This window comes from Synechococcus sp. H60.2 (assembly GCF_047462315.1).
Taxonomy (GTDB): Bacteria; Cyanobacteriota; Cyanobacteriia; order Thermostichales; family Thermostichaceae; genus Thermostichus.
This window is the reverse complement of the sequence record NZ_JANSIZ010000056.1, coordinates 1-17,560: the sequence shown is the minus strand read 5'-3', so window position 1 is coordinate 17,560 and position 17,560 is coordinate 1. Positions and strand designations below refer to the sequence as shown.

The following is a 17,560-nucleotide window of genomic DNA, read 5'->3' as shown; positions in this document are numbered from 1 at the left end:
TGCCAATCGCGGGCCTGTTTGCAGGCAGCCTGCAGTCGGCGCGTCGCCTCCACCGCCGCTGCCCACCAGGAGCCGACGTTCAGCCCCGGCTTGTACTGGCGGCGCTGCTGCTTTTGGGGATCCCAGAAGCTGATCCGCAGGAACTTCAGCTCCGCGTCGGCAAAAAGCTGCCGCTCTCCTGTTAGGTGGTAGGTGCGGTTTTGGGCGCTGACCCAGGGATCCCGTTCGACCGGCTCCTGGGACTTGAGGATGGCGGTGTCTTTGAGTCTTTGCTGGGGGGATCCCAGGGGTGCCGCTGCCCAGTAGAGCTGCCACTGGTGCTCCAGCCATCCCTCCCAGGTGGGATCCTCCGGGCGCAACTGCACCAGCCAGCGGCGCTCCAGTTGCAGGTGCTCCAGCGCTCTTTCGGCCAGGTGGCGCCATTCTTCTTTGAGGGTCTGCTGGGCCAACTGCATGGCCGCCTCCACCCGCTCTTCCGGCAACAGCAAGAGGATCACGTTGGGGAAGCCGGCGGTGAGCAGGGCGTGGGCAGAAGGCTGCGGGATCCACTCGGCAAATTTGGGGTACTTCTCCAGCAGCCAGGCATCGATCAACGGCTGGCCGTAGAGGCTGGGGTAGAGCAGGCAGTCGGGGCCGTATTTCTCCGCTAGGCGCCAGCAAAGCCGTGCCGAGAGGTAGTGCAACAGCCAGGATCCGGCCCAGAAATCCCGCATCTTGCGGCTGGCTTTAATCAGCTCCTGGATGGGGTTGAAGGTGAAGCTGGCCAAAAAGGGCCGCGTGAACTTGGGCTCGTCGTAGCCGGCCAAACAGCCCGCCAGGGCCGCCACGACACTGGTGTGGCTCCACAGGGATCCATCCGGCAGCCGCGTTTCCGCCGGCAAAAGCAGGAGGTTCTCATCGCCCAACTCCCGAACCAGCGCCTGGGGAAAACAGCGCCAGAACCACCAGAACACCTTCTGGATATCCTCCTCTTCTTGCCGGATCCAATCGGGAATCACCTTTTTCTCTAGCTGCATCAGGTGCTCGGCGCGGGAGCCGGCTTGCTGCAGGGCCCGGTGTTCCTCTTCGGGCAGTTGCCAAAAGCGCTTGCGCCCCGAAAGCAGATGGCTCATCTCTAGGCCCGGCCCCAGGCTGTGGCCGCGATCGGCTACCTGGTAGTCGATGGCAACCGGCAGGTGGCCAATGGCAGCCCGATCGCTGGCGGCGGCAACCAGATCCGCATCGCCAACGCTTGCTAGGAGGGATCCCTCCGCCTTGGGCGAGATCCACCCTTGCATCGCCGCTAGGTTTGGCCACAGCCCTTCCTTAGCGCGGCCAGAGGCGTCGTGGAGGGCCTTGAGGGCAGGATCATGCAGCAAACCCCAGAGCTTCGCTTGCCAGTAGTGATGAGACATGGTGTTTTCGCAGGAGAGTTAAAAACTGAACGCGCAAGAAACAAAAAAGTAAACAAAACCCCAACAGCCACCCGATACCTGGCTGCAGAAGCTACAAAACAAAATCCACCAATCCCGACCAGCCCTCAGGTTTCTTTAGTATTTCTCCAGCTCAGTAGGACTTGTACAAGCTAAGCCCCTGCCAACTGTTTGACCGAGCTTGAAAACCCAGAACCTGAGGGTGGGCCAATGTCTGTAGCCTACTAAGATTCCAAGGCTGCGGCAGTTTCTGAGCAGGTGAGATTGGGAAACAGCGCCTCCAGCCTGGGCAGCAGATCCCGCAGCACAAAGCCCTCCAGAGCTTCGCTGGGAAGAGGTTCGGGATTCATCTGCACATGGGCCACGTCGTTGCGGTACTGGCTAAGGCGAGACCAAAGATCAGCAAGCTGCTGGACATCGGGAACGTGGGCGGCAATGGGAGGAAGAGACTGAGCCAGCTCCGCTTGCTGGATAAGGGATCCCAACTGCTGTTCAATTCCCTGCCGCGCTTCTCGTTTGCGGTAGTCTTGGATCCCCTCACAGAGGCAAAGGGCAGAAACCACCCACTCGCGGGCCAAGAGAAGGGCTTGGGTGGTGAAGCGCTTTTCCACATACCAGCGCAGCAGTTGAAAGTGCTTTTGAACTTGAGCTCGGGGATCCTCCTTCTGGTCTGCCGGCAGCGCCAGTTGGCTGTAGCTATCTTGAATGCTTTGCAGCAGCAGGCCAAAGGGCTTAGCAAATTGGCCCACCTCTTCGGCCAACTCCTGAGTGGAGTGCTTTTGCAACCTGGGCAGGTCATCCTCCAAAAGGCTCACCGGCCTCACCAGCTCCAGGGAACGGGAGATGTCGCGGATGGCTTGCCCAAAGCTCTGCAGCCGGGTGGGCCTGGGATCCCCTTTGCCGGGCTTTTGCTGCCGGTAAAAGTCCCGTTGAACCCTGTCCAAAAGCTGGCCCAGCTCCAGGGCTGAGCCGGTGCTGATGAACTTGTCGGTGGCCGTCAGCCAGTCCAAAAGCCGAAGGGCGGGGGTGAGATCGATAATGGGGGTTTCTGCCTGACCAGGGCGGTAGAGGCCGTAGTAGAGCCCCTGGATCTCGACATTTTTGGCCTTGCGCAAAAGGGCAGCTCCCAAGAGCACCAGCAGGGGGATGGAGCGAAAGGCGTGGGTGATATCAAAAAACAGCCGGGTGTTGGGCTCGATGCTATCAACCAGCACGTCGAAGATGGCCCAGGTCTCCGCCTCGGTTTTGCCCTCAGGAATGCCTTTGGCCACCTTCTCCACATGGGGAGGTAGATCTTCCTGCAGGCGGCTCCAGTGCTTGGCGCGGGCCTCTTCCGTCAGCAGGAGGATAATTCTGTCAATCTCAAAGAGCTGGCAGAGGGCTTTGGCAACGTAGCAGGTTTTCTCTGCCCGCCGCTCCCCAAAACAATACACCGTCTCGGTGTAATCGCCGGTGCCCAGGGTGGTCAAAAGGGTTTTAGCCATGGGGATCCTCGCGGTTGGGTCTGCAAAGCATCAAAGCACAACCGCCTGCAAGCTACCGCGACCTGGAAGCCCCCCCTTCACGAAAACAAGACGCCTTTTCCCAAGCAGTGAAGGTGGAAAGAGGCCAGAGTTAGCCTAGAAAGCAGTTGGCCTCTGGAACGATGGGGATCCTGGCATGCTCTCGATCGAAAAGCTATCGATTTCTCATCAAAAACTCACTCCCGAACAGTTTCTCGCCTTGCCAGAGGAAGATATTACCTACGAGCTGGTCGACGGACAAGCTATTCCCAAACATGAACCCATGTCGCCAAAGCGCTTCCATGCTCGTCTCCAGCCCATCCTTTGGCGAATCCTTGAGGACTGGTGCTCCGCTGCTGAGTGCCCCAAGCCGGGATCCGCTCATACTGAATGGGCAATTCTCCTTACCCGACAAGCACAGCCCTGGATCCCGATCCCAGACATCACCTACATTTCCCATGAGCGATTGCCAATTGAAGCCATGGCCGATGAGCCCTGTTCGGCCATTCCCGAACTGGTAGTGGAGATTCTTTCTCCCGGCCAGAGTTTTGGGGCTGTGGTTCAAAAGGCAGCGGACTATCTGGAAGCTGGGATCCCCCGCGTTTGGATTGTAGATCCGCAGGCCAAGAGTATCACTGTCTTCTACCCCGATGCCCCACCAAAGACTTTTACAGGATCCCAAGCCATCCAAGATGATTTCTTGCCGGGCTTGAAGGTTGTTCCCCAGGATGTGTTTGCCCAGGCTGGGATCCCTTAGCCGGCTCAGCCAAGTTTGAGCTGAGGTCAAGAAGAGAGTCAGCGATGAGGAACTCGTGATGCGATCAACTGCAGAGGTATCAGCTTCCCATCAAAAACTCACTCCTGAACAGTTTCTTGCCTTGCCAGAGGAAGATGTGACCTATGAGCTGGTTGATGGGCAAGCTGTTCCCAAAGATGTGCCGATGTCCCCTAAAAGATTTCATGCCTCTCTGCAGAAGCGATTGCTTTTCATTCTGGATGCGTGGTGTCAGGGCAAGGGAGATGTATATACAGAGCTGGCAATTGTTTTGCAAAGGCGGGGTCAGGAGTGGCTTCCCGTTCCTGACTTGCTTTATGTCTCATTTGAACGCTGGCCGGGGCAGCTTGAGGAAGATGGCCCTTGTCCAACAGCTCCCGAACTGGTAGTGGAGATTCTTTCTCCCGGTCAGAGTTTTGGGGCTGTGGTTCAAAAGGCAGCGGACTATCTGGAAGCTGAGATCCCCCGCGTTTGGATTGTAGATCCGCAGGCCAAGAGCATCACCGTCTTCTACCCCGATGCCCCACCAAAGACCTTTACAGGATCCCAAGTTGTCCAAGATAACTTCTTGCCGGGCTTGAAGGTTGTCCCACAGGATGTGTTTGCTCAGGCTCGGATCCCTTAGTTGTTTTAGCTATCTGAGAGGGCTACCATGATTGAAGCTCTGGAAAGGCTAGCAAAGGAACCTACCGAAAGCTCTGCAACAGCTTCTGGGAAGATTTGGACTGATGAAGAGTTTATGGCTCTGCCCGATGATGGCAATCGCTACGAAGTTGTAAATGGAAAGTTAATTGCAATGGGCTCAGCGGGTGCAAGACATGGCTACTACGTTAGTTTAATCAGTTTTTTCCTGACTGCCTATGTTAGAGCCCAAAAAATGGGTGTTGTCTTCGATTCCGACACTTCGTTTAAAATGAAATCCGGCAATCGCCGCTCCCCAGATTGTTCTTTCTTCTCCAAAGAGCGGCTGCGATCCCTTGGCGGGATCCCCAAGGGTTATATCGAGGGATCCCCAGATTTGGTTGTGGAAGTTCTCTCTGATGACAACACTGTAGGAGAGATCCACAACAAGATCGTCGATTATTTTGAGAACGGATCCCGCCTTGTTTGGCTTATTCATCCCGAAGAAAAGTATGTTTTGGTTTACCGTCAGCCTGAGCCCACAGCACTGAAGCGGCCAGGCGACATCCTAGAAGGCGAAGAGGTGATCCCTGGGTTTGCCTTGGATTTGTCGGAGTTTTTTGCCGAACCTGAGTTTTAGTTTTTTGCGAACCTAGCAACAAAACCCTCCAGGGTTCCGCGGCACCTGGTAAACTGGCCCCAAAAACGGGATCCCCTTCCATGGCGCTGGTTCACCTGCAAGTTCTGGAGCGCACCCCCAGGCGGCTGCGGATTGCCCTGCAAAGGTTTACCCCTGAGCAACTGGCCTGGCGGGTGGGGGCGGGGCTGGGGTTGTTGGCGCTGGGATCCCAGCTCTGGCAGCCTTCCCCTCTGCTGGGGCTACTGGCTGTAGCAGCGGGCCTGGGGATTGGGATCCCTTGGGGGCTGGGGCAGATCTTGAGTGTGGATCGGGAGCGGCAGCGGGTGACCCTGACCCGGCTGGGTGGCCCTTGGGGGATCTGGCGGCAGCAGGTCTTCTCTTATCCTCTCGCCCAATTGCAAGGGGTGCGGCTGCAGCGGCTGGGACAAGAGATCTTGGATAAAGAAGCACAGGAAAGCTTTCAGATACAAGCTCAGGTGCGGTTGCAGCTCCGTCCCCAGGTTTTTGAACAAGAGCTTGAAGAAGTGATCGCTTGTTTCAGTAGCCAATCGGCGATCAAAAAAGGCGAGCCGGAAGCCCTTGCCTTGGCGCAGCGGCTGGCAGGCTGGATTCAGGCCTATATGAACCCGTGAGGTTTCCTCATAAGCTGTTGATTGTAGTACTTGGCAATCCTTGGAAAGCTGTCGAGAATGGGTGTGAATTTGGATAGGTGCTTTTGCGAACCTTCACAGAACAGAATTTCGGCAATGCTAAGCCGTCATGACTATTCCTGAGGAGACTCTAGAAACCGTTAGCCTAGTCGTCAGGGATGCTTTGCGCAACTGGCCGTGGCTGCTTTTGTGGGCAGCCTCTTTCCTGGCGCTTGTCTTCTGGCAAAGGCGACGGCTGCATCAGGCCCAGGTTGGTTTTCCCGACATCGTCACCCTGGCGCGGCCCGATACGACGTTGCTGGAGTGCAACGAAGTCCATCAGAGGGTTTTGGGCGATTGGCGGGGCCGGCGCTGGATCGAGGCCTTGTTGCCAGAGGAGCAAGAGCAGGTGCGGCAGCAGATAGCCCAGCTCACCCCTCAGCAGCCCACCTTCACGAGGGTTGTTAGGATGGTGGACGCGGCGGGACAGGTGCGGTGGCTTGAGTGGATCAACCAGGGCATCTTCGACCGGCGAGGCCGGCTGCAGTTTATTCGCGGGATGGGCCGAGACATCACCAAGCAAAAGCAACTGGAAGAGAATCTGCGGCTGCGGGAAGCCCAATTGCAAGCCCTCTTGGACGCCCTGCCGGCAGCCATATGGGCCAGGGATCCCCAGGGGGTGCTGATTTTGCAAAATGCCACCGACCGTGCCTGGTTTGGCGACCTGCTGGGCACTTCCCTGCAAGAGATGGCTCAGCAGTACCCCCAGTGGCTGGAGTTCACTTCCCAAGCTCTAGCCGACCTAGAGCCGCAAGGGATTTCCCAAGTGGAGGGCAAGGAAATCATTCAAGGCCAAGAGCGCTATGTCTATCGCCTGGCCGTGAAGCTGCAGGATGAGTCCAAAGGTTTGGGGTGCCTCGGCATTGCCTTGGACATTACGGAACAAAAGCGGCTGGAACAGCAGGTTCGAGAACAACAGGAGCGCTTTTGCGCCTTTCTCAACAACAGCCACGACATTTTGTGCCGGATCGATGCCCAAGGCTTGGTCTATCCCTTCAATTGCCCGGTTGCTGAAAAAATTTTAGGTCGTTGTCCTAAGGAGGGAGAACCTATACCTTTGGATTGGGTTCACCCAGAAGATCGGCAGATTGTTGCCAGTGCTCTTGAACACCTCAAGGCTCGACCTGGCGAAACGCTCAGCTTTATCTATCGAATGCAGCATGCGGATGGCCATTGGGTATGGCTAGAGAGCCGCTGTACCGACCTTTTGCAGGATCCTGCGGTGGCGGGAATCGTCTGCAGCACCCGCGACATTACCCAGCAAAAAGAGACAGAACTGGCGCTGCGGGAAAGCGAAGCCCGCTTCCGGGAAATGGCCGAAGCTGTGCCAGTGAGCTTCTTTGTCTATTCTCCGGATCTCAGTCAATCCCTATACAAAAGCCCTCAGTGCAAGCAGATCTGGGGATACACGCCGGAGGAGTTTTACCAGAAGCCGGATCTGTGGAAAGACACGATCCACCCCGAAGATCTGCCTCAGGTTTTGCAAGCCGTAGCTCAAGTTATCCGAGGAGAGAAGCCGGTTACCTATCGCATTTTCCATCGAGATGGTCGGGTGCGCTGGTTGCGAACTTCCTGCCGACCTATTTTCAATGAACAGCAAGAAGTGATCCGCATTGCCGGCATCACAGAAGATATCACCGAGCAAAAAGAGGCGGAGCTGGCCCTGCGAGAGAGCGAGGCCCGTCTCAAGGCCATCCTCGACGGGATCCCTTTTCCCATCTTTGTTAAAGATTTGCAGGGCCGCTACTTACAGGTCAATCAAGCTTACCTGCAAAAAAACGGTAAACTCCCAGAAGAAGTTCTCGGCAAGGCCGATACGGAGTTCTTCTCGCCAGAGGAAGCTCTGGAGTTCCGCAAGGGAGATCAAAGGGCCATCCAGTCTCCCGCTCCCATCAGCTATGAGCGCACCATTTGTCGAGACGGCAAAAAGCAAGAAACGTGGATCACCAAGTTTGCCCTGCGGGATTGGCAAGGGGATCCCTATGCCGTTTGCGGCATTGCTGTGGATATAACCCCTCTCAAAGAAGCCCAGGATTTGCTGCGGCAAGAGGCAGAGCGAGAAAGACTTCTGGGATCCCTGCTGCGCCGGATCCGCGAGAAGCTGGACTTGCAGCCCCTCCTGCAAACCACGGCGGCGGAAGTGCGAGAGTTTCTCCAGGTGGATCGGGTGATAATCTACCAGTTGCAGAAGGGCATAGGGGGGTTTGTAGCCGCCGAGTCCGTCCTGGATCCCTGGCCCAGCCACTTAGGCCGCTCCGTGTGGGATTCCTACTTTCATCAGGATCCCTGCTATCGCAAGTACCAGCAGGGCTTTGTGCAGGCCATCGACAATGTGGCCACGGCCCCTTTGGATCCCTGCTACCGGGAGCTCTTGGACTCTTTCCAGGCTCAGGCCAACTTGGTGATCCCCATTCGGCAGGGGGAGGAGCTCTGGGGCCTCTTGGTGGCGCAGCACTGCCGCGCCAGCCGTCCTTGGCAGGAGTGGGAGATCAGGCTTTTGCAAGAGCTAGCGGAGCAATTGGCCATTGCCTTGCAGCAGGCCCAGCTTTACGAGCAGGTAAAAGCCCTGAACCAAACGCTAGAGGAGAGGGTGCAACAGCGCACCGCCGAGCTGGAGCGGGCTTTGCAATTTGAGGCCATCTTAAAACGCATCACCGACCGCGTGCGCGATTCTCTCGACGAAGCCGAGATCCTCAACACCGCCGTGCGCGAGCTGGGAGAAAACTTAAATGTGGATGTCTGTGACATCGGCCTTTACAACGCCGACCTCACCCTTTCCACCATCAACTACGAGTATTGCCCCCACTGGGATTCCGACCTCAACGCTGCCATACCAATGGTGGGGGGCCTCTACGATGATCTATATCGTCAACTAACGCGGGGGCAGTCTTGTTTATTTTGCTTCATCTCCTCAGATCTGCCGCGTCCCGCTAAAGATCACCATGTGGTGGTCGCTTGTCCCCTCAGTGATAAAGACCAAGTTCTGGGAGATTTATGGCTGTTTCGAGGTTCCGGCCATTGTTTTGATGAGGCGGAGATCGCTCTCATCCAGCAGGTGGCCAACCAATGCGCCATTGGGCTGCGCCAGGCACGCCTGTTCCAAGCTGCCCAAGAGCAGGTGCAAGCCCTGGAGCGGCTTAACCGTCTCAAAGATGACTTTATCAGCACCGTCAGCCACGAGCTGCGCACCCCCCTGGCCAGCTTGAAGATGGCTCTGAAGATGCTGCAGATGGCTCCCTCTCCCGAAAAACGAGCTCAATATCTAAGCATTGCCGAGCGAGAATGCCAGCGGGAAATCGAGCTCATCAACGACCTGCTGGATCTGCAGCGCCTGCAGGCGGGGGCCTACGCTCTGGAGGTGCAAGCCCTCACCTGGCAGGAGCTGCTGGGGGATCTGCTGGCCATTACCGAGGAGCGGGCCCGCGCCAAGGGGCAGAGCTTTCAAGCCAGCGTCCCCCTCGAAAGCAGCCTCACGACGGATCGCCTGCTGTTGAGCAGGATCCTGCGCGAGCTTTTGCACAATGCCGTGAAATACACGCCGGCCCAGGGATCCATCCGCTTGCAAATTGAAACGGAAAATCGTCAAAGCCGCATCCAGGTCAGCAACAGCCAAGAGATCCCTGCCGAGGAGCTGACGCGCGTCTTTGAGCGCTTTTACCGCATTCCCAGCAAGGATCCCTGGAAGGAAGGGGGCACGGGGCTGGGCTTGGCCTTGGTGAAGCAGATGGTGGATCAGTTGCGGGGATCCATCGAGGTGAGCAGCACCGCCGGCTGGACAACCTTTACGCTCCACCTGCCCCATCTGCCGCAGCTATGAAAGAGACTTGGCGAGCGTAGTACAAAGCGCAGTTGTAGACCTTGTTGGACTGCTGGCAGAGGTACTCCCGTAGGGCTACTAGCTTCCTGTCCTGAATCAGAACCTGCTGGCATCCGTAGTCCATGGTTGCTGAGTGGCGACCCAAAGCTATAGTAACGACCTGCATCATTGGGGAGCGACTTAAGTCGCTCGAAGGCTTTTCCACCCCGCACTACTCGTGCCAGCAGCGCGGAGCACTTAGTACGGGGCTACCAAGCTACTCTGCTGTGTAATAGGCACGTAGCTGCCTTGGGCCGCGAGAATGGTAACAGGGCTAAAGCCCCCAAGTTGGCTTCCTTCCCCCACTAAAGCAGAGGGGCTTTAGCCCACCCACATCCCGTAACTGAAGAGAAGAGGACTAGGCCATCGATTTGCGGCGGTTGCGCCGCATGGCTACCGCTTTGCGCTTGCGCTTTTCCAGGTTGGTTTCAAAGTGGCGATGGTTGCGCAGATCCCGCAAAATGCCTGCCTTGGAGACCTGGCGCTTGAAGCGGCGCAGCGCGGATTCAATCCCTTCGTTTTCGCCAATCGTCACTTGAGTCATAAGAAAGACATCTCCTCCGTCAATCAACAAAAACGGACTTGGATACAACAGGGATCCCTATCCTAAACCATCTCCGGCCTGCCTATTGGGCGCGGCTGCCGAAGTTGACCCCGGAAACCACCTCCCCCTCTCGCAGGTTCACCGTCAAAGAGACCGTCGCCCCTACGGCAGGAGAAGGGGAGGGTGTTGGAACTGGCATTGGGCTGGGGGCAGTGCCGGTTACCGATTGCACAAACCCGGCAAAGCTGGACACCCGCGTATACACCCCGTAGAAATTGGGCTGGGCGCAGCCTTTGCCAAAACTGGTGATTCCGGCCAGAGCAAAGCCGCTGCCGCTGGGTACGAGCAAAGGCCCGCCGCTGTCGGCCTGACAGGTATCCACACCCCCTTGGGGAAAGCCAGCGCAGAGCATGGTATCTAAAATGATGCCATTGTAAGACTGGGGCGCGTTGCACACCTCGTTGGCGACGATGGGAACTTCGGCCTGTTGCAGATCCAGAGCAAAGCCGCTGGGTTCTTGGTCAAGGTCGCGGGGGGAGGTGGCCCCCCAACCCAGAATGGTGGCCAACGTGCCGGGGGCAGTCAGGCTGGTTTGGTTGGGCTGCACCAGGGGCAGGGTGGCCAGAGCCACCGGCCGCGAGAGGCGCACCAGGGCAAGGTCGTTCCCCCCCAGTTGCCCCACCTGGGGATTGTAGCCGGGGTGGATGACGATTTGCGCAGCGCGAATGCGCTGGCCGGCGCTAACCTGCAGACGGGTTGTTCCCACCAACAGATCCAGGCTGCGGGCGTTCACCACCCGCTGGCCTTGATCATTGAAGAAGCAATGGGCGGCGGTGAGCACCCACTCCGGAGCAACCAGGGATCCGGCGCAAAACTGCGCCTGAAAAGGATCCGGCTCCGCCGCGTTCAGCAGGGCCACCATCCAGGGAAAGGCCCCCGGCTGGGCCGGCCTGCCGCCGACAATCCGACCTAAGCCTGAGGGCGGCCCAGTAAACACCCGCCCTGGGGGCAAAAGGGCGGTGACGCGGTAGGTGCCAGGGGGCAAGTTGGAAAAGCGGAAGTTGCCGTTGGCATCGCTGAGGGTGCTGGGCTCCCCCCCATCGAGGCGACCATTGCCGTTTAAGTCCAAAAAGGTGGTGATGCCGGCCAGCCCCGGCTCTCCCGGATCCCGCAGGCCATTGCCGTTGAGGTCGTCAAAGTGGGATCCCTCAATTTGTCCTGGGAGGGGGGAGAAAGAACCACCCGAACTGCCGCCGCCACAGGCACTCACGCCTAGAACTAGCCATAGTCCGAGAACAGCTCGCCAAGCGCTGCTTGCCTTGAGACGGACAAAAGGTTCTGCGGAGCCAAACATGGGCAGCTTTTCCAGCGGGGGTTCCCCAGCCAGCTTCAGGATATCAGCCCTGCTTGCTTAGGGGCTGGGCTCTCAGTTGGCCAAAGGCTAGCCTTTGGCGGATCCCTAGCGCCACCGCGGCATTCCCGCGGAGGTGCTTAACTTAGGAGAGCAGCCTAGCACAGACAAAGATAATATGAAGGGCGAGAGGCAGGTCTAGCCCTTGTGAGGTGGAGCCCAGGGCACGCTGTGCCAGGGGAAGTCCGCGCCGGCAGGCCGCCATTCTTTGGCAACCCAGACACTCCAGTGCAAAGGGATCACCCATGCAGGCTATCACCTTGCTCGGCTCCACCGGCTCGATTGGCACCCAAACTCTGGACTTGGTGGCCCAGTATCCCGATCGCTTTCGGGTTGTCGGCTTGAGTAGCTACAGCAATGTTACCCTCCTGGCGGAACAGGTGTGGCGGTTTCGCCCCCAGATTGTGGCCATTGGCCGGGAGGAGCTGCTGCCGGAACTGCGGTCGCTGCTGACCGGGATGCGACCCCTGCCGGAGTTGGTGGCGGGCACGGAGGGTCTGTGCCAGGTGGCAGCCCACCCGGCGGCCCAGCGGGTGGTGACCGGGATCGTTGGCTGTGCCGGCCTCTTGCCTACGCTGGCCGCCATCCGCGCCGGCAAGGACATTGCCCTGGCCAACAAAGAGACCCTGGTGGCAGGCGGCCCGGTGGTGCTGCCCCTGGTGCAAAAGCACGGCGTCAAGCTCATCCCGGTGGACTCGGAGCATTCGGCCATCTTCCAATGTTTGCAGGGGGTGCCGCCGGGATCCCTGCGCAGGATCTTGTTGACGGCTTCAGGGGGGGCCTTTCGCGATTGGCCTGCCGAGCAACTGGATCGGGCAACTCTGGCGGATGCCCTCAAACACCCCAACTGGGTGATGGGGCGCAAGATCACCATCGACTCGGCCACCCTGATGAACAAGGGCTTGGAGGTGATCGAGGCCCACTGGCTGTTTGGTTTGGATTATGACCGGATCGAGATCCTCATTCACCCCCAGAGCATCGTTCACTCCCTGATTGAGCTGGCCGATACCTCGGTTCTGGCCCAGTTGGGCTGGCCGGATATGCACCTGCCCATTCTCTACGGCCTCAGTTGGCCGGAGCGCCTAACCACCCCTTGGGATTCCCTCGACTTGGTCAAGCTGGGATCCCTCACTTTTAAGGCGCCGGATCACCGCAAGTATCCCTGCATGGAGCTGGCCTATGCCGCCGGGCGGGCGGGCGGGACGCTGCCGGCGGTGTTGAATGCGGCTAACGAGGCAGCCGTGGCCTTGTTCTTACAAGAGCGCATTCGTTTTTTGGATATCCCCCGCCTTCTGGAACGGGTCTGTGAGCGGCACCAGGTCATCCCCGCCCCCAGCCTGGAGGACATTTTGCAAGCAGATGCCTGGGCGCGCCAGCAGGTGGAACTCTTGGCGCAGCAGGCCCCAGCGCAGGTTCTGGCCTAATCCCTACCGGGGGGATCCGGCCCAGCGCTAGAGTGGGAAGAAGCTGGAGGAGCACCTGAGTGGCGGGATCCCATCTCCGACAACTGGCCCGTTATCTGCGCCCCTATCGGCGCCAGGTGGTGCTGGGCATTGGATCCCTGCTGGTGGTGAACGGGCTGGGGGTGTTCCTGCCCTGGTATGTCAAGCTGGCCATCGATGATCTCAGCCAGAACCTGGCCGCGCTGTCGCCCAGCCGCATTGCCCTCTACGCTCTGGTGGTGCTGGTTGTCTCCACCCTGATGATGGGCATTCGCATTGCCTCGCGGGTGTGGATGTTTGGCGTAGGGCGGCAGGTGGAGTTTCGCCTCAAGCAGGCCATCTTCGAGCATTTGCTTACCCTGCAGCCTTCCTACTTTGCCCAGCAGACCATTGGGGATATTCTCACCCGCATCACCAGCGATGTGGAAAATGTCCGCCGCCTACTGGGCTTTGCCCTGCTCAATTTGGCCAATACAATCTTTGCCTACGGCACTACGCTGCCGGCCATGTTGGGTATTGAGCCACGTCTGAGCGCCTTGGCCCTATCGGTGTTTCCGGTGATGCTGGGGCTGGTGAAGTTGACCAGCACCCGTCTGCAGCAGGAGCAGCTTCAGGTGCAGCAGGAGCTGGCCAATCTGAGCGATCTCATCCAGGAGGACATGAACGGCATCACCCTGATCAAGGTGTATGCCCAGGAAGAGCACGAGCAGCGGGAGTTTCGCCGCCGCAACGAGCGGCTGCTGCAGGCCAATTTGCGCTTGGCCCTCACCCGCAACCTGCTTTTCCCCTCCCTGGTGGCTTTGGTTAGCCTGAGCCTGCTGCTGTCGTTGGCAGTGGGGGGGCCGCAGATTGCCGCGGGGCGGCTGACGATTGGGGATTTTTCCGCCCTCACCCTCTACGTGGAACGGCTGGTATTTCCCACCGCTTTGCTGGGCTTTACCATCACCGCCTACCAGCGGGGCCAGGTCAGCCTGGAGCGGATCGACGCCTTGCTGCGGGTGGAGCCCACCATCCGCGATGCCCCCCAGGCTCTGCCGCTGCCTCTGGAAAAGGTGCAGGGGCGCATCGAGGCTAGGGGGCTGACTTTTGCCTATGCCAATACGGGATCCGCAACGCCGGCGCTGCAGGATCTGCACTTTTGCATCGAGCCGGGGCAACTGGTGGCGGTGGTGGGGCCGATTGGGGCGGGCAAGTCCACCCTGGCCAATGCCCTGCCCCGCCTGCTGGAGATCCAGCCAGGGCAAGTGTTTCTGGATGGGCAGGATATTACCCAGCTTCAACTGGGATCCCTGCGCCGCGCCATTGCCTACGTGCCCCAGGAGAGCTTCCTCTTCAGCGCCACCGTTCGGGACAACATCCGCTATGGCAAGCCCCAGGCGGAAGATTGGGAGGTGGAATGGGCCGCCAAAGCCGCCCACATCCACGCCGAGATCCTCCACTTTCCCAAGGGCTACGACACGCTGGTGGGGGAGCGGGGCATCACCCTTTCCGGCGGCCAGCGGCAGCGGGTGGCCCTGGCGCGGGCGTTGCTGGTGGATGCGCCGATTTTGATTTTGGATGACTGCCTCTCCAGCGTGGACAATGAGACGGCCCAGGCCATTCTCCGCCACCTGCGCCAGGCCACGGCCCAGAAAACGGTGATCTTGATTACCCATCGCCTCACGGCGGCGGTGGAGGCGGATCAGATCTGGGTCATGAACCAAGGTCGCATCGTGCAGCAGGGATCCCATGCCCAGTTGCTGGCTGATGCCGACGGCCTCTACGCCCGCCTCTGGGCCAAGCAAAAGCTGGAAGAGGCCCTGGCCTAGGGTTTCTCTGGCCAGAAAGCCGGCCCAGCGGCTACCCTAAGCTGCAAAGCTGTGGGGAGTGGCAAAAGCATGGGAAGCAACGGGATCGATCTGCGCCAATTGCTCGGCCAAGCCGGGATCCAACCCCAGTTGGCCCAGGGATCCCTGGAGGGGGTGCAGGTCAGGGGTCTGTGCACCGATTCGCGCCAGGTGCAGGCCGGGGATCTCTTCTTGGGCATGCCGGGATCCCGCGTCGATGGCGGCGAGTTTGTCCGGGCGGCGCTTACCGGAGGAGCGGTGGCGGCTCTCATCTCGCAGGAGGCGTGGAAGCAAGTCAGCGGAGAGGCTGAAGGGAGCAGTCGGCCCATTTTGGTGTTGCCCCGCGCCGGCCTGAACCGGGCTGTGGCCCAGGTGGCGGCAGCCTTCTATGGTTTTCCGGCCCGCCAGCTTACCTTGGTAGGGGTCACTGGCACCAACGGCAAAACCACCACCACCCATCTCATCGAACATCTGCTGCAGGCTGCCGGTCGCCCCACTGCCTTGCTGGGCACCCTCTACAACCGCTGGCCCGGCCACTGTGAAGGGGCCTCCCACACCACCCTGTTTCCGCCGGAGCTGCAGCGCAGCCTCAGGGAAGCCCAGCGGGCTGGGGCGGAGGTGGCGGTGATGGAGGTCAGCTCCCATGCCTTGGCTCAGGATCGGGCTTGGGGGTGTAGCTTTGCCGCTGCCGTCTGGACCAACTTCACCCAGGATCACCTGGATTTCCACGGCAGCATGGAAAACTACTGGCAGGCTAAGGCCACCCTGTTCCGGCCGGAGTACTTGCAGGGGCGGGCGGTGGTCAACGCCGACGACGAGGGGGGACGACGGCTGCTCGAAGCCCTCCCAGCTCTCCTAGAGCCCTGGGCCTATTCCCTCCGGCCTTTGGAAGGGATCCCTGCCCTCTGGCCCAGCGACGTTCAACTTCACCCCAACGGCCTGCAGGCAACCCTGCACACCCCTTTGGGCAGCTTTGCTGTGGCAGCGCCGCTGGTGGGATCCTTCAACCTGGCCAACCTGCTGGCGGCAGTAGGGGTGGCGCTGCACCTGGGGATCCCGGTTGAGGTTATCCAGTCGGCCCTGCCCCGTTTTCCCGGTGTGCCGGGGCGGATGGAGCGGGTGAGCCTGCCGGGGCAGGACATCACGGTAATCGTAGACTATGCCCACACCCCCGATGGGCTGGAAAACCTGCTCAAGGCCCTGCGCCCGCAAGTGCAAGGCCGGCTGATCTGCGTCTTTGGCTGTGGCGGGGATCGCGACCGGGGCAAGCGCCCGCAGATGGGCCGCATTGCCGCCACCTGGGCCGATCAGGTGGTGGTGACCTCCGACAACCCCCGCACAGAGGATCCGCAGCGGATCCTGCAGGACATTTTGGCCGGGATCCCTGGATCCCCCTGGGCGGTGGAGGTGGATCGCCGCCAAGCCATTCGCCTGGCCATCCTGGAGGCCCAGCCAGGTGATACGGTGGTGATTGCTGGCAAAGGCCACGAAGACTACCAGATCCTAGGCACCGAGAAGATCCACTTCGACGACCGGGAAGAGGCCCGTGCCGCCCTTTCCCTCAGGGAGAGGGGCCGGGGGTGAGGGTTAGGCTACTCCTGCCCTCTCTTCTGCAGCATCAGCTCCACAAACTCCCGGAAGAGATGGTCGGCATCGTGGGGGCCGGGGCTGGCCTCTGGGTGATACTGCACGGAAAACAAAGGTAGGTGGCGGTGGCGGATCCCGGCCACGGTGCGGTCATTGAAGTTAAGGTAAGTAATTTCCGCTTCCTCCGCCGGGATCGAAGTGGCATCTACCGCAAAGCCGTGGTTTTGGCTGGTGATCTCCACTTTCTGCTCCAGCCCACAGGGGTGGTTGAGGCCGCGGTGGCCGAACTTCAGCTTGTAGGTGGATCCGCCCAGAGCTAGGCTGAGGATCTGGTGGCCCAGACAGATGCCAAACAGGGGTTTCCCGCTTTGCAGCAGCGCCTGGGTGGTGCGGATGGCCGTTGTCTCTGCCGCTGGATCCCCGGGCCCGTTGGAGAGGAAAATCCCATCGGGGTTGTAACTCAGGATCTCCTCCGGGCTGGCGTGGGCCGGCAACACCATCACGCGGCAGCCGTAGCGAGTCAGGCGGCGCAAGATGTTGCGCTTGATGCCAAAATCCAGCGCCACCACCCGCAAAGGGGGATCCGGGATCCGGATCCCTTGGCTGCGGCCATAGTCCCAATCGGCGGGGGTGGGCTCCAGCCACTCGTAGGGCTTGGGCGTTGTAACCTCTGCCACCAGGCTCAGCCCCTGCATGGCAGGGGCCTGGCGCACCCGCTCCAGCAGCGCCTGCGGATCCAAGATCTCGGTTGAGAGGGCCCCGTTCATTACCCCTTGTGAGCGCAGCCGCCGCGTCAGGGCCCGCGTATCCACCCCGGCAATGGCCGGGATCCCGTGCTGCTTGAGGTAGTCAGGCAGCGTCCCCGTAGCGCGCCAGGAGCTGGCCAGGCGCGACACGTTGCGGGCGATGATCCCGGCGGCTTGGGGCTGTGCCGATTCCTGATCCAGGTCGTTTACCCCCGTGTTCCCCAATTCCGGGTAGGTGAAGGTGATCAACTGCCCCCGGTAGCTTGGATCCGTCATCACCTCCTGGTAGCCGGTCATGCCTGTGTTGAACACCACCTCACCCACCGCCGTGCCCTCTGCTCCAAACGACCAGCCGGCAAAGGCCGTGCCATCGGCCAGCACCAGCAGAGCCGGCTGCCGAGTTTGCCAGGGGAAAACTTTTTCCGGTGCTTCAAGAGTTGAGGAGACCATAACCTGTGAACCTACAGCAAACAACCACAAGCCACCCATAACTCCCCTCTCCCCTTGGG

Annotated in this window: 13 protein-coding genes; 8 read left to right on the top strand and 5 right to left on the bottom strand. The window is 59.9% G+C overall.

Features of this window, described 5'->3' with window-relative positions; translation table 11 throughout:
• Both NW845_RS09565 and csx2 read right to left on the bottom strand, forming a co-directional pair.
• Nucleotides 1-1,394 (bottom strand): type III-B CRISPR-associated protein Cas10/Cmr2 (locus tag NW845_RS09565; protein ID WP_414378309.1); only part of this gene is annotated, 1,394 nt, incomplete at its 3' end.
• Nucleotides 1,395-1,636: 242 nt separating this feature from the next.
• Nucleotides 1,637-2,896, bottom strand: a complete 1,260-nt coding sequence (csx2, locus tag NW845_RS09560; protein WP_414378307.1) for a TIGR02221 family CRISPR-associated protein — start codon at nucleotides 2,894-2,896, stop codon at nucleotides 1,637-1,639.
• A 175-nt stretch (nucleotides 2,897-3,071) separates the two neighbouring features.
• Between csx2 and NW845_RS09555 the strand changes: the two genes are divergently transcribed.
• From NW845_RS09555 to NW845_RS09535, 5 genes are all read left to right on the top strand, one after another.
• Nucleotides 3,072-3,671, top strand: coding sequence for a Uma2 family endonuclease (locus NW845_RS09555; RefSeq protein WP_414378306.1), 600 nt, complete (start codon nucleotides 3,072-3,074; stop codon nucleotides 3,669-3,671).
• 58 nt (nucleotides 3,672-3,729) lie between these two features.
• On the top strand, nucleotides 3,730-4,314 hold the full coding sequence (locus NW845_RS09550; protein ID WP_414378304.1) for a Uma2 family endonuclease: 585 nt from the start codon (nucleotides 3,730-3,732) through the stop codon (nucleotides 4,312-4,314).
• Between the two features lie 27 nt (nucleotides 4,315-4,341).
• Complete coding sequence (locus tag NW845_RS09545; protein ID WP_414365913.1) at nucleotides 4,342-4,950, top strand: Uma2 family endonuclease; 609 nt, start codon at nucleotides 4,342-4,344, stop codon at nucleotides 4,948-4,950.
• An 80-nt stretch (nucleotides 4,951-5,030) separates the two neighbouring features.
• Nucleotides 5,031-5,582: a hypothetical protein gene (locus NW845_RS09540; RefSeq protein WP_414365914.1), complete on the top strand. Its 552-nt coding sequence runs from the start codon at nucleotides 5,031-5,033 to the stop codon at nucleotides 5,580-5,582.
• Between the two features lie 127 nt (nucleotides 5,583-5,709).
• Nucleotides 5,710-9,456, top strand: a complete 3,747-nt coding sequence (locus NW845_RS09535; RefSeq protein ID WP_414378302.1) for a PAS domain S-box protein — start codon at nucleotides 5,710-5,712, stop codon at nucleotides 9,454-9,456.
• Nucleotides 9,457-9,853: 397 nt separating this feature from the next.
• Here NW845_RS09535 and rpsU read toward each other — a convergent pair whose 3' ends face one another.
• Together rpsU and NW845_RS09525 are read right to left on the bottom strand one after the other, a co-directional pair.
• The gene (gene rpsU, locus NW845_RS09530) at nucleotides 9,854-10,039 is read right to left on the bottom strand and encodes a 30S ribosomal protein S21 (RefSeq protein ID WP_011429105.1); all 186 of its coding nucleotides are present in this window, start codon (nucleotides 10,037-10,039) and stop codon (nucleotides 9,854-9,856) included.
• 82 nt (nucleotides 10,040-10,121) lie between these two features.
• The gene (locus NW845_RS09525; RefSeq protein ID WP_414378300.1) at nucleotides 10,122-11,309 is read right to left on the bottom strand and encodes a trypsin-like serine protease; all 1,188 of its coding nucleotides are present in this window, start codon (nucleotides 11,307-11,309) and stop codon (nucleotides 10,122-10,124) included.
• Between the two features lie 386 nt (nucleotides 11,310-11,695).
• On the opposite strand from NW845_RS09525, the gene NW845_RS09520 reads away from it, so the two are divergent.
• The 3 genes from NW845_RS09520 (at nucleotide 11,696) to NW845_RS09510 (ending at nucleotide 16,302) form a co-directional block, all read left to right on the top strand.
• The gene (locus NW845_RS09520) at nucleotides 11,696-12,874 is read left to right on the top strand and encodes a 1-deoxy-D-xylulose-5-phosphate reductoisomerase (RefSeq protein WP_414378299.1); all 1,179 of its coding nucleotides are present in this window, start codon (nucleotides 11,696-11,698) and stop codon (nucleotides 12,872-12,874) included.
• Between the two features lie 59 nt (nucleotides 12,875-12,933).
• Nucleotides 12,934-14,700, top strand: a complete 1,767-nt coding sequence (locus NW845_RS09515) for an ABC transporter ATP-binding protein (RefSeq protein WP_414378297.1) — start codon at nucleotides 12,934-12,936, stop codon at nucleotides 14,698-14,700.
• A gap of 69 nt (nucleotides 14,701-14,769) precedes the next feature.
• Nucleotides 14,770-16,302, top strand: a complete 1,533-nt coding sequence (locus NW845_RS09510) for a UDP-N-acetylmuramoyl-L-alanyl-D-glutamate--2,6-diaminopimelate ligase (protein ID WP_414378295.1) — start codon at nucleotides 14,770-14,772, stop codon at nucleotides 16,300-16,302.
• An 8-nt stretch (nucleotides 16,303-16,310) separates the two neighbouring features.
• On the opposite strand, the gene carA is transcribed toward NW845_RS09510, so the two are convergent.
• Complete coding sequence (gene carA / locus NW845_RS09505; RefSeq protein WP_414378293.1) at nucleotides 16,311-17,501, bottom strand: glutamine-hydrolyzing carbamoyl-phosphate synthase small subunit; 1,191 nt, start codon at nucleotides 17,499-17,501, stop codon at nucleotides 16,311-16,313.
• Between the last annotated feature and the right edge of the window lie 59 nt (nucleotides 17,502-17,560).

What these genes read in the sequence shown, in the direction of transcription:
- csx2 (WP_414378307.1), bottom strand. Translation starts at nt 2,896, where the DNA reads ATGGCTAAAACCCTTTTGACCACCCTGGGCACCGGCGATTACACCGAG.
- NW845_RS09555 (WP_414378306.1), top strand. Translation starts at nt 3,072, where the DNA reads ATGCTCTCGATCGAAAAGCTATCGATTTCTCATCAAAAACTCACTCCC.
- NW845_RS09550 (WP_414378304.1), top strand. Translation starts at nt 3,730, where the DNA reads ATGCGATCAACTGCAGAGGTATCAGCTTCCCATCAAAAACTCACTCCT.
- NW845_RS09545 (WP_414365913.1), top strand. Translation starts at nt 4,342, where the DNA reads ATGATTGAAGCTCTGGAAAGGCTAGCAAAGGAACCTACCGAAAGCTCT.
- NW845_RS09540 (WP_414365914.1), top strand. Translation starts at nt 5,031, where the DNA reads ATGGCGCTGGTTCACCTGCAAGTTCTGGAGCGCACCCCCAGGCGGCTG.
- NW845_RS09535 (WP_414378302.1), top strand. Translation starts at nt 5,710, where the DNA reads ATGACTATTCCTGAGGAGACTCTAGAAACCGTTAGCCTAGTCGTCAGG.
- rpsU (WP_011429105.1), bottom strand. Translation starts at nt 10,039, where the DNA reads ATGACTCAAGTGACGATTGGCGAAAACGAAGGGATTGAATCCGCGCTG.
- NW845_RS09520 (WP_414378299.1), top strand. Translation starts at nt 11,696, where the DNA reads ATGCAGGCTATCACCTTGCTCGGCTCCACCGGCTCGATTGGCACCCAA.
- NW845_RS09510 (WP_414378295.1), top strand. Translation starts at nt 14,770, where the DNA reads ATGGGAAGCAACGGGATCGATCTGCGCCAATTGCTCGGCCAAGCCGGG.
- carA (WP_414378293.1), bottom strand. Translation starts at nt 17,501, where the DNA reads ATGGTCTCCTCAACTCTTGAAGCACCGGAAAAAGTTTTCCCCTGGCAA.